Origin of the sequence: Pseudomonas sp. NPDC087029 (assembly GCF_044745345.1) — a bacterium.
Classification (GTDB): Bacteria; Pseudomonadota; Gammaproteobacteria; order Pseudomonadales; family Pseudomonadaceae; genus Aquipseudomonas; species Aquipseudomonas faucium.
In genome coordinates this window covers 23,188-48,692 of the sequence record NZ_JBIVAB010000019.1, presented here as the reverse complement: position 1 = coordinate 48,692, position 25,505 = coordinate 23,188, and the positions used below count along the sequence as shown (strand labels likewise).

At 66.7% G+C, this 25,505-nt stretch carries 26 protein-coding genes; 9 read left to right on the top strand and 17 right to left on the bottom strand.

Annotated elements, in window-relative coordinates:
* Positions 1-40: 40 nt before the first annotated feature.
* On the top strand, positions 41-1,627 hold the full coding sequence (locus ACIPG5_RS22860) for an EAL domain-containing protein (protein ID WP_236193315.1): 1,587 nt from the start codon (positions 41-43) through the stop codon (positions 1,625-1,627).
* Positions 1,628-1,661: 34 nt separating this feature from the next.
* Positions 1,662-2,549 (top strand): EamA family transporter RarD, encoded by an 888-nt coding sequence (gene rarD / locus ACIPG5_RS22855; RefSeq protein ID WP_176517859.1) that lies wholly within the window; start codon positions 1,662-1,664, stop codon positions 2,547-2,549.
* Here the strand turns inward: rarD and ACIPG5_RS22850 are convergent.
* Entirely contained in the window at positions 2,512-4,083 is a 1,572-nt protein-coding gene (locus ACIPG5_RS22850) for a TerC family protein (protein WP_236235780.1), read from the bottom strand. The genes rarD and ACIPG5_RS22850 overlap by 38 nt on opposite strands.
* Before the next feature lie 260 nt (positions 4,084-4,343).
* On the opposite strand from ACIPG5_RS22850, the gene ACIPG5_RS22845 reads away from it, so the two are divergent.
* Positions 4,344-4,925 (top strand): LysE family translocator, encoded by a 582-nt coding sequence (locus ACIPG5_RS22845; RefSeq protein WP_401378356.1) that lies wholly within the window; start codon positions 4,344-4,346, stop codon positions 4,923-4,925.
* A 136-nt stretch (positions 4,926-5,061) separates the two neighbouring features.
* Here the strand turns inward: ACIPG5_RS22845 and ACIPG5_RS22840 are convergent, their stop codons facing one another.
* Together ACIPG5_RS22840 and ACIPG5_RS22835 are read right to left on the bottom strand one after the other, a co-directional pair.
* Entirely contained in the window at positions 5,062-5,844 is a 783-nt protein-coding gene (locus ACIPG5_RS22840) for an AraC family transcriptional regulator (protein WP_401378354.1), read from the bottom strand.
* A gap of 10 nt (positions 5,845-5,854) precedes the next feature.
* Entirely contained in the window at positions 5,855-6,397 is a 543-nt protein-coding gene (locus tag ACIPG5_RS22835) for a helix-turn-helix domain-containing protein (protein ID WP_401378352.1), read from the bottom strand.
* Between the two features lie 154 nt (positions 6,398-6,551).
* Here ACIPG5_RS22835 and ACIPG5_RS22830 point away from each other — a divergent pair, with 154 nt between their 5' ends.
* On the top strand, positions 6,552-7,334 hold the full coding sequence (locus tag ACIPG5_RS22830; protein WP_401378350.1) for an aldolase: 783 nt from the start codon (positions 6,552-6,554) through the stop codon (positions 7,332-7,334).
* 33 nt (positions 7,335-7,367) lie between these two features.
* Positions 7,368-8,252, top strand: coding sequence for a dihydrodipicolinate synthase family protein (locus ACIPG5_RS22825; protein ID WP_286912327.1), 885 nt, complete (start codon positions 7,368-7,370; stop codon positions 8,250-8,252).
* Positions 8,253-8,376: 124 nt separating this feature from the next.
* Here ACIPG5_RS22825 and ACIPG5_RS22820 read toward each other — a convergent pair whose 3' ends face one another.
* The 3 genes from ACIPG5_RS22820 to ACIPG5_RS22810 form a co-directional block, all read right to left on the bottom strand.
* On the bottom strand, positions 8,377-9,795 hold the full coding sequence (locus ACIPG5_RS22820; RefSeq protein ID WP_401378348.1) for a short-chain fatty acid transporter: 1,419 nt from the start codon (positions 9,793-9,795) through the stop codon (positions 8,377-8,379).
* Between the two features lie 144 nt (positions 9,796-9,939).
* Complete coding sequence (locus ACIPG5_RS22815) at positions 9,940-10,596, bottom strand: CoA transferase subunit B (RefSeq protein ID WP_236193303.1); 657 nt, start codon at positions 10,594-10,596, stop codon at positions 9,940-9,942.
* A gap of 35 nt (positions 10,597-10,631) precedes the next feature.
* A complete protein-coding gene (locus ACIPG5_RS22810) occupies positions 10,632-11,330 on the bottom strand; it encodes a CoA transferase subunit A (RefSeq protein WP_176518303.1) in 699 nt (232 codons plus the stop codon).
* Between the two features lie 139 nt (positions 11,331-11,469).
* Between ACIPG5_RS22810 and ACIPG5_RS22805 the strand changes: the two genes are divergently transcribed.
* Both ACIPG5_RS22805 and ACIPG5_RS22800 read left to right on the top strand, forming a co-directional pair.
* On the top strand, positions 11,470-12,375 hold the full coding sequence (locus tag ACIPG5_RS22805; protein WP_401378346.1) for a LysR family transcriptional regulator: 906 nt from the start codon (positions 11,470-11,472) through the stop codon (positions 12,373-12,375).
* Positions 12,363-13,184 (top strand): aldo/keto reductase, encoded by an 822-nt coding sequence (locus ACIPG5_RS22800; RefSeq protein WP_401378344.1) that lies wholly within the window; start codon positions 12,363-12,365, stop codon positions 13,182-13,184. Before ACIPG5_RS22805 ends, ACIPG5_RS22800 begins: the two co-directional genes overlap by 13 nt.
* 112 nt (positions 13,185-13,296) lie before the next feature.
* Here the strand turns inward: ACIPG5_RS22800 and ACIPG5_RS22795 are convergent, their stop codons facing one another.
* The 4 genes from ACIPG5_RS22795 to lexA are packed head-to-tail and all read right to left on the bottom strand — an operon-like array spanning position 13,297 to position 19,027.
* The gene (locus ACIPG5_RS22795; protein WP_401378343.1) at positions 13,297-16,377 is read right to left on the bottom strand and encodes an error-prone DNA polymerase; all 3,081 of its coding nucleotides are present in this window, start codon (positions 16,375-16,377) and stop codon (positions 13,297-13,299) included.
* Positions 16,374-17,792 carry a DNA polymerase Y family protein gene (locus tag ACIPG5_RS22790; RefSeq protein WP_236193295.1) on the bottom strand — a complete coding sequence of 473 codons (1,419 nt, stop codon included), beginning with the start codon at positions 17,790-17,792 and terminating at the stop codon, positions 16,374-16,376. Before ACIPG5_RS22790 ends, ACIPG5_RS22795 begins: the two co-directional genes overlap by 4 nt.
* Positions 17,793-17,798: 6 nt before the next feature.
* Positions 17,799-18,410, bottom strand: coding sequence for a translesion DNA synthesis-associated protein ImuA (imuA, locus tag ACIPG5_RS22785; RefSeq protein WP_176518357.1), 612 nt, complete (start codon positions 18,408-18,410; stop codon positions 17,799-17,801).
* Positions 18,410-19,027, bottom strand: a complete 618-nt coding sequence (gene lexA / locus ACIPG5_RS22780) for a transcriptional repressor LexA (RefSeq protein ID WP_236193293.1) — start codon at positions 19,025-19,027, stop codon at positions 18,410-18,412. The genes imuA and lexA overlap by 1 nt, the downstream gene beginning before the upstream one ends.
* A 93-nt stretch (positions 19,028-19,120) precedes the next feature.
* Here lexA and ACIPG5_RS22775 point away from each other — a divergent pair, with 93 nt between their 5' ends.
* Entirely contained in the window at positions 19,121-19,780 is a 660-nt protein-coding gene (locus ACIPG5_RS22775; protein WP_401378340.1) for an HAD family hydrolase, read from the top strand.
* A gap of 263 nt (positions 19,781-20,043) precedes the next feature.
* A complete protein-coding gene (locus tag ACIPG5_RS22770; RefSeq protein ID WP_236193288.1) occupies positions 20,044-20,772 on the top strand; it encodes a thioredoxin family protein in 729 nt (242 codons plus the stop codon).
* Positions 20,773-20,775: 3 nt separating this feature from the next.
* Here ACIPG5_RS22770 and ureG read toward each other — a convergent pair whose 3' ends face one another.
* The 7 genes from ureG to ACIPG5_RS22735 are packed head-to-tail and all read right to left on the bottom strand — an operon-like array spanning position 20,776 to position 25,498.
* Positions 20,776-21,399 (bottom strand): urease accessory protein UreG, encoded by a 624-nt coding sequence (gene ureG / locus ACIPG5_RS22765; RefSeq protein WP_236193286.1) that lies wholly within the window; start codon positions 21,397-21,399, stop codon positions 20,776-20,778.
* An 11-nt stretch (positions 21,400-21,410) separates the two neighbouring features.
* Complete coding sequence (locus ACIPG5_RS22760; protein ID WP_401378338.1) at positions 21,411-22,085, bottom strand: urease accessory protein UreF; 675 nt, start codon at positions 22,083-22,085, stop codon at positions 21,411-21,413.
* On the bottom strand, positions 22,085-22,630 hold the full coding sequence (locus ACIPG5_RS22755) for a HupE/UreJ family protein (RefSeq protein WP_176517961.1): 546 nt from the start codon (positions 22,628-22,630) through the stop codon (positions 22,085-22,087). Before ACIPG5_RS22755 ends, ACIPG5_RS22760 begins: the two co-directional genes overlap by 1 nt.
* A gap of 20 nt (positions 22,631-22,650) precedes the next feature.
* On the bottom strand, positions 22,651-23,148 hold the full coding sequence (ureE, locus tag ACIPG5_RS22750) for an urease accessory protein UreE (protein ID WP_176517960.1): 498 nt from the start codon (positions 23,146-23,148) through the stop codon (positions 22,651-22,653).
* 10 nt (positions 23,149-23,158) lie between these two features.
* The gene (gene ureC, locus ACIPG5_RS22745) at positions 23,159-24,862 is read right to left on the bottom strand and encodes an urease subunit alpha (protein ID WP_236193284.1); all 1,704 of its coding nucleotides are present in this window, start codon (positions 24,860-24,862) and stop codon (positions 23,159-23,161) included.
* Positions 24,859-25,176, bottom strand: coding sequence for an urease subunit beta (locus ACIPG5_RS22740; RefSeq protein WP_286913990.1), 318 nt, complete (start codon positions 25,174-25,176; stop codon positions 24,859-24,861). Before ACIPG5_RS22740 ends, ureC begins: the two co-directional genes overlap by 4 nt.
* A 19-nt stretch (positions 25,177-25,195) precedes the next feature.
* Positions 25,196-25,498 (bottom strand): urease subunit gamma, encoded by a 303-nt coding sequence (locus ACIPG5_RS22735; protein ID WP_286913977.1) that lies wholly within the window; start codon positions 25,496-25,498, stop codon positions 25,196-25,198.
* Positions 25,499-25,505 lie beyond the last annotated feature (7 nt).

The following is a 25,505-nucleotide window of genomic DNA, read 5'->3' as shown; positions in this document are numbered from 1 at the left end:
CTATCCTCAGCACGTTACCTTCCATGAAGATTAGGCCAGCATGCCCCTTACCGTAAAACGCCCTGCCCGGTGGAGTTGGCGCACCCTCCTCCCCTGGGTGGTCGGCGCATTGCCGCTGGCGTTCGGCCTGATCGTGATGCACTGGCAGGTGGAGCGCGAGCTCGAGGCCAACAGCCAGGCCACCACGCGCCAGGTGGTGGAACAGGTCGAGCACATCCTCGATACCCTCTCCAGCACCGCCCAGGCCCTGCTGCCACTGGCCGGCAGCCCCTGCGAGCAGACCCAGCTGTCGCTGCGTGGCCAAGTCACCCGCAACGCCTACGTGCGCTCGACCAACCTGTTCCAGCACAACAACCTCTATTGCACATCGTTGTTCGGCGAGTTCGACGAGCCGGTCGACCCCCGCGACTACACCGACGGCAGGTTGTGGCTGATGGACGGCAATTCGGTCACCCCAGGCCACGCCCTGCTGGTGTATCGCGCCAGTGAAGGCGAACGTGGCGCCATCGCGACCGTCGATGGCGAGCACCTGGTGACCGCACTGCGCCTGATCGGCCCCGACCAGCAGTTGCAGCTGCGGGTGGGCGACGACTGGATGGGCCAGGACGGCGTGGTGCACCAGGGCCCGTTGCCCAGCGCGCCGGTCGCCGAGGTGACGCAAAGCTCCACCCGCTACCCGTTCAGCGTTCACGGCGGCTACAGCGCGGCAACCCCGGGCGAGCTGCTGCGCAGCCACTACCCGGCGCTGCTGAGCCTGCTGCTGCTTCTGGGTGCGGTGGCCGGCACCGCCTGCCGCTGGCAGATCCGCCGCGCCAACTCGCCGCGCGCCGAACTGCGCCGGGCCCTTGAAGCCGACGAGTTTCTGCCTTACTTCCAGCCCGTGGTGCGCAAGGACGACTACCGCTGGGCCGGCGCCGAGGTATTGATGCGCTGGAACCACCCCCACGAAGGCCTGGTGCGCCCGGATCTGTTCATTCCCTATGCCGAGCACAGCGGCCAGATCGTCGAGATGACCCGGGCGCTGATGCTGCACACCGCGCACAGCCTCGCCCCTTACGCCGCGCTGATGGAGGATGGCTTTCACATCGCGATCAACATCACCGCCGACCATTGCCGCGACCTGAACCTGCTCGACGATTGCCGCACCTTCCTGCAGCACTTCCCGCCGGGGCGGGTGGTGCTGACCCTGGAGCTGACCGAACGCAAGCTGATCGAGGCCACGCCGATCACCCTGGAGTTGTTCGAGAAACTGCATGAAATGGGCGTGATGATCGCCCTGGACGACTTCGGCACCGGCCAGTCGAGCCTCAACTACCTGCGCCAGTTCCAGGTCGACTACCTGAAGATCGACCAGAGCTTCGTGGCCATGATCGGGGGCGATGCGCTGTCGCAGCACATTCTGGACAGCATCATCGAGCTGTCGGGCAAGCTGCACCTGGGCCTGGTGGCAGAAGGCGTGGAAAGCGAAGTCCAGCGTGACTACCTGGCCCGCCATGGCGTCGACTTCCAGCAAGGCTACCTGTTCGGCCGGCCCATGCCGGCGGCCGAGTTTCTCCAGGCGCTGGCCAGCCAGCCGGGTGCCGCGCGGTTGCCGCAGGGCGCGCCCCCTGAGATCATGCGCGGCTGATTCACCCGCTCACTCCCCCCTATCCGAGGCATTCGTGTCAAAAGGCATTTTCTGTTCGGTCACGGCGTCCTGCCTGTTCGCCGTGATGTACTTCTATACCTCCCTGCTGTCACCGCTCGATGGCGAAGAAATCTTCGGCTGGCGCACCCTGCTGACCCTGCCTTGCCTGACCCTGTTCATGCTGGTGAGCAAGGACTTCAAACGCGTCGGCGAGCTGCTCGCCCGCGTGCGCCGCACGCCCGTCCTGCTGCTGGGCATGGTCGGCACCTCGTGGTTGATGGGTGTGCAGCTGTGGCTGTTTCTCTGGGCGCCGCTGCACGGGCGCAGCCTGGAAGTGTCGATGGGTTACTTCCTGCTGCCGCTGGCGATGGTGCTCACCGGCCGGCTGGTGTACGGCGAGCGCCTGTCGCGCCTGCAGAAAGTGGCGGTGAGCTGCGCTGCGCTGGGTGTGGGGCACGAGCTGTACCAGAACGGCAGCTTCGCCTGGGAAACCCTGTTGGTGACGATCGGCTACCCGATCTACTTCGTGCTGCGGCGGCGTTGCCGCACCGACCACCTGGGCGGGCTGTGGTGCGACATGTGCCTGCTACTGCCTTGGGCCCTGTACTTCGTCAGCCAGGGCCCGCTGAGCAGCGCCGACCTGCTGGCGCACCCCGGCCTGTACGGCCTGATCCCGCTGCTTGGGGCGATCAGTGCGTCGGCCCTGATCGCCTACGTGCTGGCCAGCCGCATGCTGCCGTTCAGCCTGTTCGGCCTGCTCAGCTACGTCGAACCGGTGCTGCTGGTCGGCGTGGCGCTGCTGCTGGGCGAAACCATCGGCCCGGATCAATGGCTGACCTACCTGCCGATCTGGGCCGCGGTGCTGGTGCTGGTGGCCGAAGGCTTCAAGCACCTGATGCGTCAGCGCCGGCGTTCGGTGTAAGGCGCACCTGGCGCACCCGGCGCTCCTCCACCGCCACCACGGTCATGCTCCAGCCGTTCCAGGCCAGGTGGTCGCCGACCACCGGCAGCCGGTCGAGCAGGCTCATCACCAGGCCCGCGAGGGTCTGGTAGTCCTCGGTGGCGCGGGCGACGAAACCGGTACGGGCCTGGACCTGGCTGAGGTTCAGGGCACCGCTGACGACAAAGCTGCCGCCCTCCTCGACAATCTCCGGGCCTTCCACTTCACTGGCGTCGGGCAGCTCACCGGCGATCGACTCGAGGATGTCGGTCATGGTCAGCAGGCCGGTGAAGTCACCGAACTCGTTGACCACGAAGGCAATGTGCGTCGACTGGCTGCGCATCTGCTCCAGGGCATTGAGGATGCTGAAGCTCTCCAGCAGGTTCAACGGCGCGCGGGCCATGCGTTCAAGGTCAGGGGCATTGCCCGACAGGTACTCCTTGAGCAACTCCTTCTTGTGCACGAAGCCCAGCGGCTCGTCGATGCGGCCCTCGCGAATCAGCGGCAGGCGCGAGTAAGGCGAATGGGCCAGCGCCTCGGTGATCGCCGCCGCCGGCTGCGCCAGGTCGAGCACATCGACCTCGGCACGGGCAGTCATGACGGTACGGATCGGCCGCTCGGCCAGGTTCAGCACGCCGCTGATCATCACCCGCTCGCGGCGGTCGAACAGCACCTGCTCTTCGCCACCCTCGACCAGGTCGGCAATTTCCTCACCCACCTCGTCGGCTTCCACCCGCCGCCCGCCCAGCAGGCGCAGCACGGCATGGGCGGTGCGCTCACGCAGCGGCCGGTGCTGCTGCAGGCTGCGCTTGCGGCGGGCACGGGCCAGTTGGTTGAACAGCTCGATGAGGATCGAGAAGCCGATCGCCGCGTACAGGTAGCCTTTCGGGATGTGGAAGCCCAGGCCTTCGGCGGTCAGGCTGAAACCGATCATCATCAAGAAGCCCAGGCACAGCATGATCACCGTCGGGTGGGCGTTGACGAAGCGGGTCAGCGGCTTGCTGGCGACGATCATGATGCCGATCGAGAAGATCACCGCGATCATCATCACCGACAGGTGCTCGACCATGCCCACCGCGGTAATCACCGCATCGAGCGAGAACACCGCGTCCAGCACCACGATCTGCGCGACGATCGGCCAGAACGCGGCATGGCGCAAACCGCCGCTGTTCTGCGTGACGTGGCCTTCGAGGCGTTCGTGCAGCTCCATGGTGGCCTTGAACAGCAGGAACACACCACCGAACAGCATGATCAGGTCGCGGCCAGAGAAACTCTTGCCGAACACCTCGAACAGCGGCGCGGTCAGGGTGACCATCCACGAGATGCTCGCCAGCAGGCCCAGGCGCATGATCAATGCCAGGCTCAGGCCGATCACCCGCGCGCGGTCGCGCTGATGCGGCGGCAGCTTGTCGGCCAGGATGGCGATGAACACCAGGTTGTCGATACCCAGCACCAGCTCGAGGACGATAAGCGTCAACAGGCCTAGCCAGGCCGTGGGGTCGGCTAGCCATTCCATTAGCGGGTACTCACGAAGGAAGCGTCACGGGGACGAAGGAAGGATGGCCGGGACGGCCAGGAACTGGGGGGCTCCGCGAAGGTGCTCATGGGGACCTTGATAGCAATTAGGGACGTCGATGCTACAAGCACAGCAGGTTTTTCTGACAGCGCAAAACTATTACAAAACCTGTAACAGGTCATTGGGGGACTTTTCTTCAATACCCCTGGCAGCCCGCGCGGCAGGATGACGGCCATCCATCCCCTGCACGGAGTCAACCGATGAGCCTGTCCCTTTCCATGGCCGCCTTCGCCTTGGCCGCGTCCATATCGCCCGGCCCGGTCAATATCGTTGCCCTGGGCAGCGGTGCACGCCACGGGCTGCGCGCCAGCCTGGGGCATGTGGCCGGTGCCACGCTGGGGTTCTGCCTGCTGCTGGTGCTGGTGGGGCTGGGGCTGCACGAGCTGCTGCTGCGCTGGCCGTTGCTGGGCGAGGTGCTGCGCTGGGGCGGCGTGGCGTTCTTGTTGTACATGGCCTGGAGGCTGGCTTGCGATAGCGGCCAGTTGACGGGCGAGCAGCGCCAGCATCCACCTACGGCCTGGCAAGGCGCGGCGATGCAGTGGCTGAACCCCAAGGCCTGGCTAGCGGCGGTGGCGGGTGTTGGGGCCTATACCGGGGGGGAGCAACAATTGCTGTGGTTGTTCAGCTGGATCTACGGGCCGATCTGTTTCGTCTCGGTGGCCTGCTGGGCGTGGGCCGGGAGTGTGATTCGCCACTACTTGAACGAGGCGCGCTACTTGCGGCTGCTCAACCGCGGATTGGCAGTGTTGCTCGTGGGCAGTGCGGGGTATCTGGTCTTTTGATGCTGGCTTTGCCGGCCCTTTCGCGGGGCAAGCCCGCTCCCACAGGCACACTGGACTGCCCCAAGGGTTGGATTGGTGGTGCAGTCCACACTGTAAGAGCGGGCTTGCCCCGCGAAAGGGCCATGACAGACAAACCTCAATGCTCGGCATCGCGATAATGCCCAGGCGTCGCCGCCAGATGCTGCTTGAACGCCCGCTGCAGGTGCGCCTGGTCGGCAAACCCCGCCTCCAGCGCCACCTCGGCAATCGCCCTGCCCCTGCGCAATTGCGCCCGTGCATGCTGCACCCGCTGGTCCAGCAGGTAACCATGGGGCGTCAGGCCAAAGCGCTGGGCAAAGGCGCGAATCAGATAGGACCGGGACAGCCCGCTGGCCGCACAGATATCCGCCAGGCTCAACGGGTCGAGGCGGTGTGCCCGAATGAACGCTGCCGCAGTGTCCAGGCGCGGGTGCGCATCGCGCTGCTCTTGCGCCACGGCCTGCAGATAACCGGGCAGGTCATCGAAAAAACACGCCAACCGCGCCTCCCGGTCGTCGTTCTCGCCATCGAACAAATCGGCAAACAGCTGCAGCAGCCGCTGGTACAACCCGGGCGAGGTGCTACAGGCCTGGGCCGGCAGCGCGAAGCCCTGCGCCCGCAACCACGGCATATCGACGAACAGCATCAGGTACGACCAGCCCTGCCCGGCAATCGGGTTGCAGGTGTGCACCACGCCCGGGTTCATCAATACCGTGGCGCCGGCGCTCACCTCGCGCTGGCTGCCGGCACTCAGGTAGGTGCTACGCCCGCCGGTGATCACGCCGATGGAAAAGCTCTCATGGGAATGGGCCGCATAGCACACCTTGCGCCCATCCCCCACGCGCCGGGCCTCGACAAAGGGCAACGCCGGATCGCGCCAGAACCGCGACACCTCGATCATCGCACAGCCCTCACTCGCCGCTGTCGTGCACCACCACCAGCAACTGCGCCGGGCGCGGGCCGACCGAACGCAGGCGGTGCGGGGTCTGGGCATTGAAATGCAGCGCATCGCCTTGCGCCAGCAACACCCGCTCGTTCATGAAGTCCACCTCCACCTGCCCCTCGTGCACGAACAGAAACTCTTCGCCCTGGTGCTCCTTGAAGGTCGGGTCGCTGAACTCGGTTGGCGGCTGGATCAGAAACGGCAACAGGCTGCGCTGGCCGACCTGGCTGGTCAGCGCCGCATACCCCGGCCCCTGGCCGTCACCCACCAGCGCCTGGCGCTCGCCCTGGCGCACCAGGCTATAGCGGCCCTGCCCGGCTTGCTCTTCGGCGAACAGCTCCTCGACATTGATGTTCAGTGCCCGCGCCAGCTTCAGCGCAGCGGCAATCGACGGCGTGTTCAAACCCCGTTCGACCTTGGACAGGTAGCTCTTGGTCATGCCTGCCTTGTCGGCCAGCACCTCAAGCGTGATCCCTAGTTTTTTTCTCAGCAATTTCAATCGGATAGACATGTGCAGCGGTTTTCCCAAACGAACGCACTTGCTCATGACACTTTGTGTCATATAGGATAATTTGTGTCATGTGATTGACCGCCCCTCCACCGACCAAAGTATCGAGGCGGGCAAGCACCGACATCCACCATCACGCCACCGAGGACACACCCCCATGGCCAAGACCCTCACACACAGCAAAGACCAGCTGGTGCAAAAAGCCCTGACGCAGATGCAAGGCTCGCTTGCCGATAATACGTGGACTGTACGGGAAAAGCTGGCCCTGACCTGCCGAATTCTCTTCGAGCACGGCCACGATTCCGGCCTTGCCGGGCAGATCAGCGCCCGCGGCCCGCAGCCGGGCACCTTCTACACCCAGCAACTGGGCCTGGGTTTCGACGAAATCAGCGCCAGCAACCTGCTGCTGGTCAACGAGGACCTTGAAGTACTCGAAGGCCAGGGCATGCCCAACCCGGCCAACCGCTTCCACAGCTGGGTGTACCGCGCCCGCCCGGACGTGAACTGCATCATCCACACCCACCCCACCCACGTCGCCGCCCTGTCCATGCTCGAAGTGCCGCTGATGGTGTCGCACATGGACCTGTGCCCGCTCTACGACGATTGCGCCTTCCTCGAAGCCTGGCCCGGCGTGCCGGTGGGCAACGAAGAAGGTGAAATCATCAGCGCCGCCCTGGGCGACAAGCGCGCCATCCTGCTCTCGCACCACGGCCAGCTGTCCACCGGCACCAGCATCGAACAGGCCTGCGTCTACGCCCAGCTGATCGAGCGCGCCGCGCGCCTGCAACTGCTGGCCATGGCCGCCGGCACCGTGAAACCCATCGCCCCGGCGCTGGGCCGCGAGGCGCACGACTGGATCGACCGGCCCAAGCGCCATGCGGCCGCCTTCAACTACTTTGCCCGGCAAAGCCTGCGCGCCCACGCCGACTGCCTGAACTGACCCCTGAATGCCTTGCTTGCGGAGCCCACAATCATGACCACAGAATTCAACGGCATCATCGGCTACACCATCACCCCGTTCAGCGCCGACGGCGAACAGCTCGACCTGCCGGCCCTCGGCCAGTCCATCGAGCGCCTTGTGCACGGCGGCGTGCAGGCCATCGCGCCGCTGGGCAGTACTGGAGAAGGCGCATACCTGAGCGACAGCGAATGGCAACAAGTGGCCGAGTACAGCCTGGCCCAGGTGGCCCGACGCGTGCCCACCATCGTCAGCGTCTCCGACCTGACCACCGCCGGCGCCGTGCGCCGCGCCCGCTTCGCCCAGGCCCACGGCGCCGATGCGCTGATGGTGCTGCCTGCGGCCTACTGGAAGCTCAGCGAAGCAGAAATCCTCCAGCACTACCGGGCCATCGGCGAGGCCGTCGACCTGCCGATCATGCTCTACAACAACCCCGCCACCAGCGGCACCGACATGCCGGTGGAGCTGATCCTGCGGATCGTGCGGGAAGTCGCCAACGTGACCATGGTCAAGGAGAGCACCGGCGACATCCAGCGCATGCACAAGCTGCAGCTGCTCGGCGAAGGCCAGGTGCCTTTCTACAACGGCTGCAACCCCTTGGCACTGGAGGCGTTCGTGGCCGGGGCCAAAGGCTGGTGCACGGCGGCGCCGAACCTGATCCCGGCGCTCAACCAGCAGCTCTACCAGGCGGTGCTGGCCGGTGAGCTGGAGCAGGCCCGGGCGCTGTTCTACCGGCAGTTGCCGTTGCTCGAGTTCATTCTCAAAGGCGGGCTGCCAGCGACCATCAAGGCAGGGCTGGCACTGACCGGGCTAGCGGTGGGTGAGCCGCGTCGGCCGGTGTTCGGGTTGGATGAGCAAGGCCGGGCGAAGTTGGCGGCGTTGCTCAACGCCCTGCAATAGCGGTAATCGACACAGCACCTGTGGGAGCCGGCTTGCCGGCGATAAGGGCCAAGCCGTTTTTCGGCTGCATAGGCCTCATCGCCGGCAAGCCGGCTCCCACAGGTTCGCTGCCAGTCTATTTAATTCAAGGCATCACCGGCGGCACGTACTGCAAGGTCGTGCCCAGCGCCCAAAGCAGCACCAGCACCAACGGTATATGCACCAGCAGCTGCACGAACGAGAAGCCGATCAAATCGCGCGCCTTGAGCCCCAGCACCCCCAGCAACGGCAGCATGTAGAACGGGTTGATCAGGTTCGGCAGCGCTTCTGCCGCGTTGTAGATCTGCACCGCCCAGCCCAGGTGGTACTGCAGGTCATTGGCCACCATCATCACGTAGGGGGCTTCGATGATCCACTTGCCGCCGCCCGAAGGGATGAAGAAGCCCAGCACCGCCGAATACACGCCCATCAGCAGCGCATAGGTGTCGTGGGTGGCGATCTGGGTGAAGAACAGCGAAATGTGGTGCGCCAGGGTCTGCTCATCCAGGCCCTTGACCTGGGTAAGGATGGCCGCGATCGAGCCATACAGCGGGAACTGGATCAGCACCCCGGTGGTGGTCGGCACGGCGCGGGCCACGGCGTCGAGGAAGCTGCGCGGGCGCCAGTGGAGCAAGGCGCCGAGCATGATGAACAGCAGGTTGTAGGTGTTGAGCCCGGAAATCGCGGTAATCGCAGGCTTGGTGGCGAACTCCTGGTACAGCCAGCCGCCGGCCAGGGCCACCAGCAGCAGGATCAGGATCGGGCTGTATTCCAGCCATTCGCCCGGGCGGGTGCGTTGCGGCGCGGGTGGCGCCGTGAAGCTTGGGTCCACGCCGCAGTCTTCGGCGCTGCGCGCGCTACCCGCGCCAGGCGCGGTGGCATAGGCGATCACCAGCGACACCACGACCAGCACCGCCAGCATCACCCCGGACTGCCAGAGGAAGATGGTTTCGGTGAACGGGATCACCCCGGTGATCGACAGAATCGATGGCGGCAGGCTGGCCGGGTTGGCCTGCAACTGCGCCGCCGACGACGACAGGCCCAGCGCCCACACGGCGCCCAGGCCCAGGTAGGCGGCGGCGCCTGCGGCGCGGTAGTCCATCTTCAGCTCCGTGCGGCGCGCCAGCGCCCGCACCAGGAGCCCGCCGAACACCAGCGACAGGCCCCAGTTGAGCAGCGAAGCGAGCATCGAGATCAACGCCACCCAGCAGACGGCGGAGCGGCCGTTCTTCGGCAGCCGCGCCAGGCGGTCGATCAGCCGTGCGGCCGGTGGCGAGCTGGCCACCACGTAACCGCCGATGACCACGAAAGCCATCTGCATGGTGAACGGGATCAGGCTCCAGAAGCCATCGCCAAAGGCCTTGGCCGTGTCGGTGGGCTTGGCGCCCATGGCCAGGGCGCCGATGCACACCAGCATCACGGCCAGGGCTGCGAAGACCCAGGAGTCGGGGAACCAGCGTTCGGCCCAGTTGGAGCAGCGCAGGGCAAAGCGGGCGGAGCGGCTGTCTTGAATTTCAGCGGCCACGGGTACTTTCCTTTTATTGGTTTTATCGAATAACGAACACAACGCAAAAACCCCATGGCAGCAGGTTTGCCCGCGAATGCGCTGGCAACTTCGCCAGGGCATTCGCGGGCAGGCCCGCTCCCACAGGGTTGGGAGAGAAATGGCTTAGAAGGTCATTTCTTTCACATCATCCGGCACGATCAGTTTGCCGGCAGTCTTCTCGATGATCTCCTCGACGCTCACCCCAGGCGCGGTTTCGCGCAGGATGAAGGCGCCGTTTTCGATCTCAAGGTACGCAAGGTCAGTCAGCACCTTGCGGATGCAGCCGGCACCGGTCAGCGGCAGGCTGCACTGGGGCAGCAGCTTGGACTCGCCGTCCTTGGAGGCGTGGGTCATGGTGACGATGATGTTGTCGGCACCGGCCACCAGGTCCATGGCGCCGCCCATGCCCTTGACCAGTTTGCCCGGGATCATCCACGAGGCGATGTTGCCCTGCACGTCCACCTCGAAGGCGCCCAGCACGGTGAGGTCGACGTGGCCGCCACGGATCATGGCGAAGGATTGCGCCGAGTCGAAGATCGAGGCGCCGCGGCGGGCGGTGACGGTCTGTTTGCCGGCGTTGATCATGTCGGCATCGAGGGTGCTTTCGGTCGGAAACTCGCCCATGCCGAGCAGGCCGTTTTCCGATTGCAGCATCACATCCATGTCGGCGGGTACGTAGTTGGCCACCAGGGTCGGGATACCGATGCCCAGGTTGACGTAGTAGCCGTCCTTCAGTTCACGGGCGACGCGTTGCGCCATCTGTTCGCGGGTCAGTGCCATGGTCAGGATCTCTTTGTTGTTCTGATGGACGGCGCTCAGGCCTTGACGGTGCGCTTTTCGATGCGCTTTTCGAAGCTGCCGACGATGACCCGGTCAACGTAGATGCCCGGGGTATGGATTTCGCTGGGCAACAGCACGCCGGGCTCGACGATCTCTTCCACTTCGACCACGGTGATCTTGCCGGCGGTGGCGGCCAGCGGGTTGAAGTTTTGCGCGGTGTTGCGGTACACCACGTTGCCGTAGTGGTCGGCCTTCCAGCCCTTGACGATGGCGAAGTCGCCGGTGATGGATTCTTCGAGGATGTACTTGCGGCCCTTGAACTCGCGCACTTCCTTGCCGTCGGCCACTGGGGTGCCGTAGCCGGTGGCGGTGTAGAACGCCGGGATGCCGGCGCCGCCGGCGCGCATTTTCTCGGCCAGGGTGCCTTGGGGGGTGAGTTCCACTTCCAGCTCGCCGCTGAGCAGCTGGCGCTCGAACTCGGCGTTTTCGCCCACGTAGGAGGCGATCATCTTGCGGATCTGCCGGTCTTCGAGCAGCACGCCCAGGCCAAAGCCGTCGACGCCGCAGTTGTTGGAAACCACGGTCAGGCCCTTGACGCCACGGCGGCGGATTTCGTTGATGAGGTTTTCCGGGATGCCGCACAGGCCGAAGCCACCCGCCAGCACCGTCATGTTGTCGGTCAGGCCGTCGAGGGCCTCTTCATAGGTTGCTACGCGCTTGTCCAGTCCGGCCATGTTGATCCGCCTTTTGTAGTTGTTGAACCGACGAGGCTGTCGGTGAGCGTGTACCTGCATCTTCACCGCTGGCGACTGATTTGTTAATTTTGTTTTCATCATCGATTGATAATGTTTCCAAAATAAACGTGAGCCTGCCATGAACGTCAAGCAACTGCGCGCCTTCGTCGCCGTCGCCAAGTACCAGAGTTTTGCCCAGGCTGGCGAGCACCTGCACGTTTCCCAGCCGGCCTTGAGCCTGACCATCAAGGCGCTGGAGGACAAGCTCGGCGGCGCCCTGCTCGCCCGCACCACGCGCAGCGTCAGCCTGACCGCCGAAGGCGAAGTGCTGCTGCCGCTGGCCCGGCGCCTGCTGGCAGACTGGGACGACACCGAAGAAATGCTGCGCCAGCGCTTCACCCTGCAACTGGGCCGGGTATCGGTGGCGGCCATTCCGGCCTTTGCCGGCAACCTGCTGCCCCACAGCCTCAAGGTGTTTCGCCAGCGCTACCCCAAGGTCAACGTCACCGTGCACGATGTGATCAACGAGCAAGTGCTGGAACTGGTGCGCCATCGCCGCGTCGAACTGGGCATTGGCTTTGAGCCGGACAATTGCGATGGCCTGGACTTCCATCCGCTGTACCTGGACCGTTTCGTTGCCGTGGTGCCTGCCGACTCGCCGTTGGCCTTGCAACAGCAAGTGGCCTGGACACAATTGCTGGCGGAGGATTTCATCGCCCTGCAACGCCCGTCGGCCGTGCGGCTGCTGCTGGAGCAGAATGTTGCGGCGTTGCACGGCAAGCTGGCGGTGGCGTTCGAAAGCCACCAGCTGTCGACCATTGGCCGCATGGTCGCCAGTGGCCTGGGCGTGAGCGCGGTGCCGGCGCTGTGCATCAACCAGATGCAGGAACTGGGCGCGCGCTGCGTGACGCTGGTCGAGCCCGCCGTGGAGCGGCGCATCGGCGTGATTGCCCTGAGTGACCACAAGCTTTCCACCGCAGCGCAAGCGCTGCTTGAAGTGCTGCTTTCCCACACCCACGCTCCGGAGGTGACATGCGCTACGTGAAACTGGCAGGTTGCAACGTACCGGCCATAGGCCAGGGTACCTGGTACATGGGCGAAGACTCGGCCCAGCGCGCGGCTGAAGTGGCCGCGCTGCAGCAAGGTATCGAGCTGGGCATGAACCTGATCGACACGGCCGAAATGTACGCCGAAGGCGGCGCCGAGGAGGTGGTCGGCCAGGCCATCGCCGGGCGCCGTGACCAGGTGTTTCTGGTCAGCAAGGTGTACCCGCACAATGCCAGCCGGCGCGGCGTGCCCGAAGCCTGCGAGCGCAGCCTGAAACGCCTGGGCACCGACGTGATCGACCTCTACCTGCTGCACTGGCGTGGCCAGTACCCGCTGGAAGAGACCGTCGAGGCGTTCGAGCGCTTGCGCGAGCAAGGCAAGATTCGCCGCTGGGGGGTGTCCAACTTCGATGTCGATGACCTGCGCGAACTGCACGACCCTGACTGCGCCACCAACCAGGTGCTGTACAACCCGGTGCAGCGTGGCATCGAATTCGACCTGCTGCCCTGGAGCCGGCAGCGGGGCCTGCCGACCATGGCCTACTGCCCGCTGGCCCAGGCCGGGCGGCTGTTGCAGCACCCGCTGCTGGCCGAGATTGCCGAGCGCCATGGGGCGACGCCGGCCCAGGTCAGCCTGGCCTGGGTGACTCGCGAAGACGGGGTCGTGGCCATTCCCAAGGCGGTGGCGCCGGAACATGTGAGACTTAATGCGGCGGCTGGAGAATTGGTGTTGAGCAGCGAGGACCTGCGGGCGATCGATCGTGTATTCCCGGCGCCGACGCGCAAGCAGCATTTGGCGATGGTCTGATCGCATTGCAATGGGGCTGCCTTGCAGCCCAATCGCTGGCAAGCCAGCTCCTACAGGCCTGTTGCGCAGCTTTACTGTGGGAGCCGGCTTGCCGGCGATGAGGCCACTGCTATCAATGAAAATCCCGGCTGCGTACATCCAGCCCCTGCAGCAACACGCTGATATCCTCGAGCCGCCGCGCAATCAGGTGGCGCACGCCATTCTCCTGCTCCAGCCGCCCGCTCACCTTGAGCAATTGCGACCCCACCAGCGCCCGCCGCTGCCGCTCGGCCAGCTCACGCCAGACCACCACATTGACCATGCCGAACTCATCCTCCAGCGTCACGAAGGTCACGCCACTGGCCGTCTGCGGGCGCTGGCGCCCCACCACCAGCCCCGCCACGGCAATCGCATCGCCATGCTCCACCCCCGCAAGCTGCGCCGAACTGCGGCACCCCAGGGCGCGCAAGCGCGGGCGCAACAAGCACAGCGGATGCGGCCCCAAAGTCGTGCCCAAGGTGTCGTAATCGGCCACCAGGTCTTCACCCTCGGTCGGCGCAGGCAGGGCTACCGCGGCCTCGGGTGACGCTTCAAGCTCGGCGAACAGCGGCAACTGCGGCTGCACCGCCGCCACCTGCCAGCGCGCCTGATGCCGATCGCTTGCCAAGGCCCGCAACGCCCCCGCATCGGCCAACCGGGCACGGGCGCGGCTGTCGAGGCCCGAGCGCAGGCACAGGTCCTCGACATCGCGCCAGGGCCGTTGCGCCCTCGCCTGCTCAAGCCGCCGGGCATCGGCCTCGGCAAACCCGCGAATCTGCCGCAACCCCAGGCGAATGGCCAGGGCGCCCTGGGCGACAGGCTCCAGCGTGCAGTCCCATTCGCTGTGCAGCACATCCACCGGGCGAACCTCGATGCCCTGGCGCCGCGCCTCCTGCAACAGCTGGTCAGGGCTGTAGAAGCCCATCGGCCAGCTGTTGACCAGCGCACAGGTGAAGATCGCCGGCTCGTGGCACTTGAGCCAACTGCTGGCATAGCACAGCAAGGCGAAGCTGGCCGCGTGCGACTCGGGAAAGCCGTAGCTGCCAAAGCCTTTGATCTGCTCGAAGATGCGCTCGGCAAAGGCCAGGTCGTAGCCATTGCGCAGCATCCCCTCGATCAGCCGCACGCGGTGGGGTTCAAGGCCGCCGTGGCGCTTCCAGGCGGCCATGCTGCGGCGCAGCTGGTCGGCCTCGCCGGGGCTGTAGTCGGCAGCGACCATGGCCAGTTCCATGACCTGCTCCTGGAACAGCGGCACGCCCAGGGTGCGCCCGAACACTTCCTTGAGCTTGGGCGATGGGTAGGTGACCGGTTCCAGCTTCATGCGCCGGCGCAGGTAGGGGTGCACCATGTCACCTTGAATCGGCCCGGGTCGCACGATGGCCACCTCGATCACCAGGTCGTAGAAGGTGTTGGGCTTGAGCCGCGGCAGCATGGCCATTTGCGCCCGCGACTCGATCTGGAACACGCCCATGGTTTCGGCGCGGCTGATCATGGCGTAGGTGGCCGGGTCTTCGCTGGGGATGGTCGCCAGGGTCAAATGCCGGCCACGGTGGCGTTGCAGCAGGTCGAAACAGCGGCGCAAGGCACTGAGCATACCCAGGGCGAGCACGTCGACCTTGAGTAGGCCGACCATGTCCAGGTCGTCCTTGTCCCACTGGATCACCGTGCGCTCGGCCATGGCCGCGTTCTCCACCGGCACCAGGTGGTCCAGGGGCTGTTCGGAAATCACGAAGCCGCCGGGGTGCTGGGACAAATGCCGCGGGAAGCCGATCAACTGCGCAGCCAGGCGCAGGATGCGCTGCAACGACGGGCTGGACGGCTCGAAGCCGGCCTCGGCCAGGCGTTGTTCATCGGGGATGCGGTCGCTCCAGCGGCCGCAGCACTTGGCCAGGGCATCCACCTGGTCGGCCGGCAGGCCCAGCACCCGGGCGACATCACGCACTGCCCCGGCGCCATGGTAGGTATTGACCACCGCCGTGAGTGCGGCGCGGTGCCGGCCATAGCGGCGGAACACGTACTGGATCACTTCCTCGCGCCGGTCGTGCTCGAAGTCCACGTCGATATCGGGGGGCTCGTTGCGCTCGCGAGACAGGAAGCGTTCGAACAGCAGGCGGTGTTCCATCGGGTCCAGTTCGGTGATGCCGAGCACGAAGCACACCACCGAGTTGGCTGCCGAACCCCGCCCCTGGCAGAGGATATGCTGGCTGCGGGCGAAGGCGACGATGTCGTGCACGGTGAGGAAGTAGCTCTCGTAACCGAGCTCTTCGATCAGCGCGAGTTCCTTGTACAGCACCTCGCGAACCCGTTCGCTGGGCCCTGCCGGCCAGCGCAGGGGCAAGCCGCGTTCGCACAGCTCGCCCAGCCAGCTCGCCGGGGTATGGCCCTCGGGCACCAGTTCGCGCGGGTACTGGTACTTCAGCTCGCCGAGGTCGAAGCGGCAGCGCTCGGCGATGCGCAGGGTTTCGGCCAGCAGATCAGCCGGGTACAACTCGGCCATTTGCTCGAGGCTGCGCAGGTGGCGCTCGCCATTGGCGTACAGGTAGCGCCCGGCCTCGGCCACGCTGCAGTGCTGGCGGATGGCGGTCATGCAGTCTTGCAAGGCGCGCCGACCGCGCACGTGCATGTGCACGTCGCCACAGGCCACGGCGCGGATGCCCAGCTGCGCCGCCAGGTTGCGCAAGCTGGCCAGCCGGGCCTGGTCATCGCTGCCCCGGTGCAGGTGCACGCCCAGCCACAGGCGCTCGGCGAACAGCGCGTGCAGCCACTGGCCGGGCGCCGGGTCGCTCGGGTCATCGGCCAGCCAGATGGCCAACAGCCCCGCATGGTGCTCAAGCAAGTCGTCGCGCAACAACTGGTAGTCGCCCTTCTCTGCCCGCCGCCGCGCACGGGTGATCAGGGCACAGAGGTTCTGGTAGCCGGCCAGGTTCTCCACCAGCAGCACCAGTTTCGGGCCGTCCCGCAGGCGCACTTCGCTGCCGACGATCAAGCGCAGCTGCTGCGCCTTGGCCGCCTGCCAGGCCCGCACGATGCCGGCCAGGGTGCACTCGTCGGTGATTGCCAGCGCCTGGTAGCCCTGCTCGCGGGCGCGGCGAAACAGTTCTTCGGCGCTGGAAGCCCCGCGCTGGAAGCTGAAATTGGACAGGCAATGCAGTTCGGCGTAACCCTCGCAGCTCATGCGAACCAGCCCTGCAGCCACAGCGGGCCGGGTTGCGCCAGGTCGCGATAGGCCCAGCCGCGCAGGCCCTCGCGGGTTTCGATGCGGTAATAGTCGCGGCGCACATCGCCGCCGTCCCACCAGCCCGACTCGATGCGCTCGGCCTGGCTCAGCAAGGTGTGGCCATGGGTTTCCAGGGGCACGGGCTGCGCCAGCAACCAGCCCGGGCGGCTGCCCGGCAGGGCCTGCAGGCTGGCGGGCGCGCCTTGTTCGGCGCCTTGCCAGGCGCATTCCGGGCGGTGGTCGGCCTCGGCGCGCAGGCCCTTGACCGCGTCATCGCCCAAGCGGGCGCGCAAGCGCTCGCGCAGTTGCTCCCAGGGCTGGGCCTGTTGCGCCCGCGGGTCGAACAGGGCCTGGTGCTGGGGCACGAAAGGCGGCAGGTCGGTGGCAACCAGGCGCAGGTTGCGCACCGGCGCCGGAATGCGCAGCGGTTCCAGGCGCCCGCGGGCCAGCTCGAAGAGCATTGCTGCATCGCGCTCAGCAGCCAGCAGGCCAACCTGCAGTTGCGTATCCGGCCCCTCGGCGTGCTCCAGGTACAGGCAGAAGCGCTGCACGCCGCAATCGCGCCCGGCGAGAAACGCCGCCAGGTCGTTGAGCATGCGCCGCAGCGGGAACAGCAGGGCCTGGTGCGACTCGACGTCGAAGTTGAGTTCCAGCCGCGTTTCGAAGCGGTCGGGTGGCTGGTAGAAATCCAGGCCCAGGCTGCGCAGGCCAAGCAATTGGTCCAGGTGCAGCTGCACCTGCGCCGAAAAGCGCTTGGCCAAGCCATCGCGCGGCAATGCCAGTACTTGCCCGAGCTGGCGCAAGCCCATGCGGCCAAAGGCTTCGGCGGCGTCCTGGGGCAGGCCCACGCGGGTGATGGGCATGGCTGCCAGTGCGGCTCGGGTGGCTTGCGGGCAGGTCAGCGCCAGGCCGTCATGGCCGTTGGCAAGCATGCGCGCCGCCACCGGGTTGGTCGCCAGCACGATCCGCTGGCGCAGCCCCAGCGCGGCCAGCTCCTCTCGCAAGCGTGCCTCGAAGACAGGCCAGGGGCCGAACAGCTGCAGGCTCGAACCCACTTCCAGCAACAGCGCCCGCGGGTAATGCAGGCTGACCTGGGCACTGAAACGGTAGGCCCAGGCGGCCAGCAACTGCTGCAGTTGCTCGATGCGCGCCGCATCGGCTTCGACGCACTGGAAGCCGTCGGCCATGGCCCGCGCGGCGGTCAGGCTCTGCCCGGCGCGCAAGCCCAGCGCCGCAGCGGCCGGGTTGACGGCTTGCAGGATGCGGCGCTGGCTCGGGCCGCCGATCAGGGCCAGGGGCGAAGCGGTGTCGTCACGTTCGCGCAGGATCGAGTCCAGCGCCAACTGCGGCAAAAGGATACAGGCCCAGAGCATGGCGCATCAGCCTCGCCCGATCGGCACAGCCGGGGGCAGGCCGCCGCGGCACTTGAGCACGCGCCACTGGGCAGGCTGGGTGTCGATGGCAATGCGCAGCGCTGCGGGCGAAGGGTTGTGCGCCGCCTGTTGCGGCCGGCAGGCAATGGCCAGTGCCTGGCCGGTTTCAGCGGCAACCTGCAAGCGCCGCAAGGCGCGGTCGTCGGCCCGCTGCGGCCAGCACAGCACGGCAGCGCAACTGCCCGAACGCAGGCATTGTTCAGCGGCCCAGAGCGCGTCCTGCGCCTCGGCGTCGACCTGCACCAGCCAGCGCAGGTCCACACCCGCCGACTGCCAGGCCGGCGCGTAAGGTATGAAGGGCGGCGCCACCAGCACCACCCTGCCCCCCTCGCCCGTGAGCCGGGCCAACGAAGGCCACAGCAGCTGCAGCTCACCACAACCGGGGCTGGCCAGCAGCAGTTCGCTCAATGCCGCCGCCGGCCAGCCGCCCTCGGGCAGGCGCTCGTCGAGCGTGGCGTGGCCGGTGGGCTGCAGGCCGACGGGGCGCGTTTGTACCTGCCGCCCACGCCAGACCTGGCGCTGATCCAGCAGCCGATCGAGATCGACCACCGCGCCCATCAGTCGCGCCTCAACAGGCCGCAGAACACGCCTTCGATGAAGAAGTCGCGCTCCGGCCCGACATCGATCGGCGCATACGCCGGGTTGCGTGGCAACAGCCGGTAGCCGCCCGGTTGGCGCTGCAGGCGCTTGATGGTGACTTCGCCGTCCAGGCGGGCGACCACGATCTGGCCGTCACGGGCATCGCCCTGCTGGCGGATACCCACCAGGTCGCCGTCGAAGATGCCGTCGTCGACCATCGAGTCGCCGCGCACCTTGAGCAGGTAGTCCGGGGTGCGGCGGAACAGGCTGGGGTCGAGCAGCAGTTGTTCGTGGATGCCCAGGTCGGGGCCGATCGGGGCACCTGCCGCCACCTGGCCCAGTACCGGCACTTCGAGGATTTCCGGGCGGCGCAGCGGCTCGGCCAGGCGGATGCCGCGCGCCTGGTTGGGGGTGACGTCGATGTAGCCAGCCTGGCACAAGGCGGTGATGTGCTTGCGCGCCACGCTGCGCGAGGCGAAGCCGAAGCGGCTGGCGATGTCGGCCAGGCTCGGGGGCTGGCCGTGGTCGGCAATGCGCTCGCGGATGAAGTCGAGGATTGCCCGGCGTTTTGGGGTGAGATTGTCCATGGAGTACATTTGTACTCTTTTCCCGACACACTGAACAGCCCCCTTCGTCGTCGGCTTTGGTTATCATCCCCGGGCGTGTGTTTTTAACTATCTGGATACCTGATGCTGACTGCCCTGCTGTTCGACCTCGACGGAACCCTGACCGACACCGACACCCTGCATTTGCAGGCGTTTCGCCAGTTGCTGCATGACTACGACGGGCGCGAGCTGACCCAGGCGCAGTTCGATGCCCAGGTCAGTGGCCGGGCCAATGGCGAGTTGTTCGCCGAGCTGTTTCCGCAGGCCAGTGCAGCGCAATGCCAGGCCTTGGCCGAGCGCAAGGAGGCGCTGTTCCGCGAAATGGCCCCGGCATTGCAACCGATGCCGGGTTTGTTGCGCTTGCTGGCCCATGCCCAGGAGCACAGGGTTGGCATGTGCGTGGTGACCAACGCACCGCGGCTCAATGCCGAGCACATGCTGGCGGCCATGGGCCTGGGCGAGCGTTTCGAGCATGTGCTGGTGGCCGAGGAGCTGGCACGGGCCAAGCCCGATCCACTGCCCTACCTGACCGGGCTCGAGCGGTTGCAGGCGCGGGCCGGGCAAGCGCTGGCGTTCGAGGATTCGTTGCCGGGGGTCAAGGCGGCCAGTGCTGCCGGCATCTTCACCGTGGGGCTGGCGACGACCCAGACGGCCGAGCGGCTGATGGCTGCCGGGGCGAAGCTGGTGGTGGATGATTTCAATGACCCGCGCTTGTGGGCGTTGATCGAAGCGATGCAGGGGTAGGTCCTTTTATCGCCCTGTGTGGAATGCCTGCAAAGTTGATGCGATCCCTTGTGGGAGCCGGCTTGCCGGCGATGAGGCCGGTGCAGGCAAATAGATTGTCGCCTTGATTGCTCTGTCGGGCCCTATCGCCGGCAAGCCGGCTCCCACAAGGGCCTTTCACCGTACCGGCCATTGGCGCCCGTTCGTCGCCCTTCTCGCTTGCCTGTCGAATCAGGCCCCGCTCCTACGACCATGAGTGAATCCCAACGCGCGGAGTCACCGCCATGAGCCATCCAGAAAACGGTCACGAGGTCGTCTCACGCAGCCAATGGCTGGCTGCGCGCCGGCAACTCTGGCTGCACGAAAAAGCCTTCACCCACCAGCGCGACGAACTGGCCGCCGCCCGCCGCGCCCTGCCCTGGGTCAAGGTCGAGCACGACTACCGCTTCCAGGGGCCGGACGGCGAGCTGAGCCTTGCCGACCTGTTCGCCGGGCGCAGCCAGTTGCTGCTCTACCACTTCATGTTCGTCGAAGGCTGGAGCGAAGGCTGCCCCGGCTGCTCGTTCCTCGCCGACCACTTCGACGGCGCCAACCTGCACCTGGCGCATCACGATGTGTCGCTGGTTGCCGTGTCGCGCGCGCCTTACGCCGAGTTCCAGGCGTTCCGCCAGCGCATGGGCTGGCGCTTCCCCTGGTACTCCTCGCAGGGCAGCGGCTTCAATGAAGACTTCGGGGTCAGTGTAGGCAGCCAGGGCGAGCGCCAGTACAACTATGAGCCCTATACCGGCAACGAGGCCGAGCTACCGGGCCTGAGCGCCTTCTACCGTGAGCCGGACGGCGCGGTGTACCACACCTACTCCACCTACGCCCGCGGGCTGGACATCCTGGTCAACACCTACAACTTCCTCGACATCGCGCCGCTGGGGCGCAACGAGGCCGGGACCATGGACTGGGTGCGGCATCACGATCGCTACGAGGGGCAACCCGCGAAGCCGCACTGCTGCCATGAGTGAGGGTCAGCCACGCACCCCGAGCATGCCGCGCTCGACGATGAAGTCGATCACCGCCTGCAGGCCGTCGCCTTTCTTCAGGTTGCTGAAGGTCCACGGGCGCTCTGGGCGCATGCGCCGGGTGTCGCGCTCCATCACCTCCAGCGAGGCGCCCACGTAGGGCGCAAGGTCGGTCTTGTTGATCACCAGAAAGTCCGACTTGGTGATGCCCGGGCCGCCCTTGCGCGGGATCTTCTCGCCCTCGGCCACGTCGATGACGTAGATGGTCAGGTCGGCCAGCTCCGGGCTGAAGGTGGCGCTGAGGTTGTCGCCGCCACTTTCCACGAAGATCACTTCCAGGTTGCCGAACTTGCGCGCCAACGCCTCGACGGCCGCCAGGTTCATCGAGGCATCCTCGCGGATCGCCGTGTGCGGGCAGCCACCGGTTTCCACGCCAACGATACGCTCGGGCTCCAGCGCGCCGGCCTCGGTGAGGATGCGCTGGTCTTCCTTGGTGTAGATGTCGTTGGTCACCACGGCGATCTGGTAATGCTCGCGCATGGCCTTGCACAGGCATTCGAGCAGCGCGGTCTTGCCAGAGCCGACGGGGCCGCCGACACCGACGCGCAGGGGTTGCTGATAGCTTTGCATGTAGGCAGTCCTCAGGAACGGAACAAACGGGTGTATTGGGTTTCGTGACGCGATGAGGCAATCGCCAGCAGCGGCAGGCCGCCGCCGAGCTGGTCATCTTCCAGGGCCAGGGCCTGGTCGAGCAGCGCGGGCAAGGCGCCGCTCAGCTCACGCAGCAGCGTCTGCGCTGCCTGCTGGCCGAACGGCACCAGCTTGACGCCGGCCATCACCGCGCCTTCCAGCCAGGCGAAGGCATGCCCCAGGGCAAGCTGGCGCAGCGGGATCGACCAGTGCACGGCCAGCCAGGCCATGCCGCCCAGCTGGCTGAGTTCCAGGCTGGGGCGCCAGGCCGGGGCCTGGCCCAGTTGCCAGCCATCGAGCAACCGGGCGAAGGCCGAACCGCGTTGCTGCTCTTCAAGGCGCAGCTCGGCGGTTTCGCGGTTGGCCAGCAGAAAACGGCTCCAGTGGGCGAACGCCTCGGCATCATCGGCCTGGCAGGCGCGGTACAGGCGCGCCAGTACCGGCCAGTCCAGGCAGGCCAGGGTGTCGTGCAGCTGTTCGTGCTGCCAGGCGCTGAAGCCGGCAGCATCTGCCACCCAGCCCGCTTCCACGGCCCACTCCAGGCCCTGCGAGTAGGTGAAGCCACCGACCGGCAGGCCGGGGCTGGCCAGCTGCAGCAGGCGCAGCAATGCCAGGTCGCTGTCCATCAACCGGCCAGCACCAGGGCTGCACCGGCCAGCATGCCGCCGCCGAAGGCTTTCTGCAGGCCGCTGTGGCGGCGCAGCAGGCAACCGAGCGCAAAGCCCGCCAGCAGCAACAGGCCGCTGACGGTCACAAAGCCTGCGCTGAACAGCCAGAACGCGCTGGGCGTGGCCTCGACGCCATGCGCCCAGCCATGGAACAGGGCGAACACCGGCATCGCCAGCGCCAGCAGCAACTGGCGGCTGGGCAACAGCACGGCGGCAGCGGCGACCAGCACCGACACCGCGATCAAGGTTTCCATGCCGAGCACATCGCCGAACAGGTGGCCGCACACAGCGCCCGCGAACATCGCCGCCAGGGTCGCCAGCGGCAGGCTCAGGTTGCGCCGGGTCAGCGCGGCCAGCACGCCGGTCCCCAACAGCATCAGCAGGTGGTCCAGCCCGGTGAGCGGGTGCAGCAGGCCATCGTGCAGCGGGTTGCTGTCGTGACCGGGGTGGGCGAAGGCCGGCAGCGCGACCAGCAGCAGAACAAGGGCGAAAGTCTTTTTCATGGGTTACTCCATTGGCGAGGTCAGGAATGGGCGGGCAGGCGCACGAACGGGTGATCGTTACCGTGGCTGTGGCTGTGGCTGTGGCTGTGTGCCGCGCTCTGGTAGGCACCGGCTTCCGGCTCGAACGGCGCCTGCTCGGTGTGCACCGTCAGGCCCAGGCCGCGCAGCATGTCGTCGAGCACATGGTCGTGCTGGTAGCGCAGCAGGCCGGGCTCGATCTGCAGCGGCACGTGGCGGTTGCCCAGGTGGTAGGCCGCGCGGGCCAGCAGGTGCGGGTCTTGGCAACGCACCGTCGACACCCGTTCGGCCGCGGCAAGCACGCGCACCACCTGCTTGCCCTCGGCATCGGCGAGCAGCTCGCCGCCGCGCAGCAGGTGGCCGCGTTCGAGCATCAGGCCCGCTTCGCGGCCGTCGTCGAGGGTCACGCGCAGCCGGCTCTTGATGCGGCTGTCGACGTCCAGGGTCAGGGTGCCGGTGACAGTGCCGGCGGCCGCGATGCGGTGGGTCAGGACAATCATCTTCGCTCCTTCAGAACAGGAAATAACGCTGGGCCAGCGGCAGTTCGCGGGCGGGCTCGCACACCAGCAGCTCGCCATCGGCGCGCACCTGGTAGGTCTGCGCGTCGACTTCGATCAGCGGTTGCAAGGTGTTGTGCAGCATGTCGGCCTTGCGCACCCGCCGGCAGCCATGGGCCACGCCAATCAGGCTGTGCAGGCCAAGCTCCTGGGCCAGGCCGCGGTCCATGGCGGCCTGGGGCAGGAACGTCATGCGCGTGGCATGGCGGGCCGCGCCGAGGGCGCCGAACATCGGCCGGTAGTGCACCGGCTGCGGGGTCGGGATCGAGCCATTGATGTCGCCCATGGGCGCGGTGGCGATCATCCCGCCCTTGATCACCAGCGCGGGCTTGACCGCGAAGAAGGCCGGCGCCCACAGCACCAGGTCGGCCAGCTTGCCCACCTCCACCGACCCGACTTCATGGGCGATGCCATGGGTCAGCGCCGGGTTGATGGTGTACTTGGCGATGTAGCGCTTGACGCGGAAGTTGTCGCTGTAGCTGCTGTCTGGCGCCAGTGGCCCGCGGCGCAGCTTCATCTGGTGCGCGACCTGCCAGGTGCGCAGCACCACTTCGCCGACCCGGCCCATGGCCTGGGAGTCGGACGAAGTCATGGCGAAGGCGCCCATGTCGTGCAGGATGTCCTCGGCGGCGATGGTTTCGCGGCGGATGCGCGACTCGGCGAACGCCACGTCCTCGGCGATGCTCGGGTCCAGGTGGTGGCAGACCATGAGCATGTCCAGGTGCTCATCGACCGTGTTGACCGTGTACGGCAAGGTCGGGTTGGTCGAGGACGGCAGCACGTTGGCCTGCCCTGCGGCGCGGATGATGTCTGGCGCATGGCCGCCGCCGGCACCTTCGGTGTGGAAGGTGTGGATGGTGCGCTCGCCGATGGCGGCCAGGGTGTCTTCGATGCAGCCGGACTCGTTGAGGGTGTCGGTGTGGATCGCCACCTGGATGTCCATTTCCTCGGCCACGCCCAGGCAACAGTCAATGGCGGCCGGGGTCGAGCCCCAGTCCTCGTGCAGCTTCAGGCCCACCGCGCCGGCAGCGATCTGCTCGCGCAGGGCCGCAGGACGCGAGGCATTGCCCTTGCCCAGCAGGCCGATGTTGATCGGCAGGCAATCGGCGGCCTGCAGCATGCGCGCCAGGTACCACGGCCCCGGGGTGCAGGTGGTGGCGTTGGTGCCGGTGGCAGGCCCGGTGCCGCCACCGATGAAGGTGGTCACGCCGCTGGTCAGGGCTTCCTCGACCTGCTGCGGGCAGATGAAGTGGATGTGCGAATCGATCCCCCCGGCGGTCACGATCTTGCCTTCGGCGGCAATCACTTCGGTGCCCGGGCCCACCGGCACGGTCACGCCCGGCTGCACGTCGGGGTTGCCGGCCTTGCCGATGGCGGCGATACGCCCGTGCTTGACGCCGATATCGGCCTTGACGATGCCCCAGTGGTCGATGATCAGGGCGTTGGTCAGCACCAGGTCCATGGCCTGGGCGGCCAGCATCTGGCCCTGGCCCATGCCGTCGCGGATGACCTTGCCGCCGCCGAACTTGACCTCTTCGCCATAGATCGTGAAGTCCTTCTCCACCTCCACCCACAACGCGGTGTCGGCCAGGCGCACGCGGTCGCCGACGGTGGGGCCGAACATGTCGGCGTAGGCCCTGCGCGAGAGGCGGCTCATGCCCTGCCCTCCAGCGCGCCCATCACCTTGCCCTGGAAGCCATAGACCTCGCGCTTGCCGGCATAGGCCACCAGCTGCACGGTACGCGACTGCCCCGGCTCGAAGCGCACGGCGGTGCCGGCCGGGATGTCGAGGCGAAAGCCGCGGGTCGCTTCGCGCTCGAACACCAGTGCGTCATTGACCTCGTAGAAGTGGTAGTGCGAGCCGACCTGCACCGGCCGGTCACCGTGATTGGCCACGCTGACGCTGACCGTGGCACGGCCGACGTTGAGCTCGATGTCGCCGGGGGCGACCTGAATTTCACCTGGGATCATGCGGGGCTCCTGCGCCAGGTCAGACGATGGGGTCATGCACGGTCACCAACTTGGTGCCGTCGGGAAAGGTGGCCTCGACCTGCACGTCATGGAGCATCTGGGCAACGCCGTCCATGACCTGCTCGCGGCCGATCACCTCGCGGCCCAGGCTCATCAGCTCGGCCACCGTGCGGCCATCGCGGGCGCCCTCGAGCACCGCGGCGCTGATCAGCGCCACCGCTTCGGGGTAGTTGAGCCTCAGGCCACGGGCCAGGCGCCGCTCTGCCAGCAGCGCGGCGGTGAACAGCAGCAGTTTGTCTTTCTCTCTTGGGGTCAGCTCCATGGCGCTC

What these genes read in the sequence shown, in the direction of transcription:
- ACIPG5_RS22775 (WP_401378340.1), top strand. Translation starts at nt 19,121, where the DNA reads ATGCTGACTGCCCTGCTGTTCGACCTCGACGGAACCCTGACCGACACC.
- ACIPG5_RS22805 (WP_401378346.1), top strand. Translation starts at nt 11,470, where the DNA reads ATGAACGTCAAGCAACTGCGCGCCTTCGTCGCCGTCGCCAAGTACCAG.
- ACIPG5_RS22860 (WP_236193315.1), top strand. Translation starts at nt 41, where the DNA reads ATGCCCCTTACCGTAAAACGCCCTGCCCGGTGGAGTTGGCGCACCCTC.
- ACIPG5_RS22760 (WP_401378338.1), bottom strand. Translation starts at nt 22,085, where the DNA reads ATGGACAGCGACCTGGCATTGCTGCGCCTGCTGCAGCTGGCCAGCCCC.
- ACIPG5_RS22845 (WP_401378356.1), top strand. Translation starts at nt 4,344, where the DNA reads ATGAGCCTGTCCCTTTCCATGGCCGCCTTCGCCTTGGCCGCGTCCATA.
- ureG (WP_236193286.1), bottom strand. Translation starts at nt 21,399, where the DNA reads ATGCAAAGCTATCAGCAACCCCTGCGCGTCGGTGTCGGCGGCCCCGTC.
- ACIPG5_RS22795 (WP_401378343.1), bottom strand. Translation starts at nt 16,377, where the DNA reads ATGAGCTGCGAGGGTTACGCCGAACTGCATTGCCTGTCCAATTTCAGC.
- lexA (WP_236193293.1), bottom strand. Translation starts at nt 19,027, where the DNA reads ATGTACTCCATGGACAATCTCACCCCAAAACGCCGGGCAATCCTCGAC.
- ACIPG5_RS22755 (WP_176517961.1), bottom strand. Translation starts at nt 22,630, where the DNA reads ATGAAAAAGACTTTCGCCCTTGTTCTGCTGCTGGTCGCGCTGCCGGCC.
- ACIPG5_RS22830 (WP_401378350.1), top strand. Translation starts at nt 6,552, where the DNA reads ATGGCCAAGACCCTCACACACAGCAAAGACCAGCTGGTGCAAAAAGCC.
- ACIPG5_RS22835 (WP_401378352.1), bottom strand. Translation starts at nt 6,397, where the DNA reads ATGTCTATCCGATTGAAATTGCTGAGAAAAAAACTAGGGATCACGCTT.
- ACIPG5_RS22790 (WP_236193295.1), bottom strand. Translation starts at nt 17,792, where the DNA reads ATGCTCTGGGCCTGTATCCTTTTGCCGCAGTTGGCGCTGGACTCGATC.
- ACIPG5_RS22810 (WP_176518303.1), bottom strand. Translation starts at nt 11,330, where the DNA reads ATGGCCGGACTGGACAAGCGCGTAGCAACCTATGAAGAGGCCCTCGAC.
- ureE (WP_176517960.1), bottom strand. Translation starts at nt 23,148, where the DNA reads ATGATTGTCCTGACCCACCGCATCGCGGCCGCCGGCACTGTCACCGGC.
- imuA (WP_176518357.1), bottom strand. Translation starts at nt 18,410, where the DNA reads ATGGGCGCGGTGGTCGATCTCGATCGGCTGCTGGATCAGCGCCAGGTC.
- ACIPG5_RS22825 (WP_286912327.1), top strand. Translation starts at nt 7,368, where the DNA reads ATGACCACAGAATTCAACGGCATCATCGGCTACACCATCACCCCGTTC.
- ureC (WP_236193284.1), bottom strand. Translation starts at nt 24,862, where the DNA reads ATGAGCCGCCTCTCGCGCAGGGCCTACGCCGACATGTTCGGCCCCACC.
- ACIPG5_RS22735 (WP_286913977.1), bottom strand. Translation starts at nt 25,498, where the DNA reads ATGGAGCTGACCCCAAGAGAGAAAGACAAACTGCTGCTGTTCACCGCC.
- ACIPG5_RS22850 (WP_236235780.1), bottom strand. Translation starts at nt 4,083, where the DNA reads ATGGAATGGCTAGCCGACCCCACGGCCTGGCTAGGCCTGTTGACGCTT.
- ACIPG5_RS22815 (WP_236193303.1), bottom strand. Translation starts at nt 10,596, where the DNA reads ATGGCACTGACCCGCGAACAGATGGCGCAACGCGTCGCCCGTGAACTG.
- ACIPG5_RS22840 (WP_401378354.1), bottom strand. Translation starts at nt 5,844, where the DNA reads ATGATCGAGGTGTCGCGGTTCTGGCGCGATCCGGCGTTGCCCTTTGTC.
- ACIPG5_RS22800 (WP_401378344.1), top strand. Translation starts at nt 12,363, where the DNA reads ATGCGCTACGTGAAACTGGCAGGTTGCAACGTACCGGCCATAGGCCAG.
- ACIPG5_RS22770 (WP_236193288.1), top strand. Translation starts at nt 20,044, where the DNA reads ATGAGCCATCCAGAAAACGGTCACGAGGTCGTCTCACGCAGCCAATGG.
- ACIPG5_RS22740 (WP_286913990.1), bottom strand. Translation starts at nt 25,176, where the DNA reads ATGATCCCAGGTGAAATTCAGGTCGCCCCCGGCGACATCGAGCTCAAC.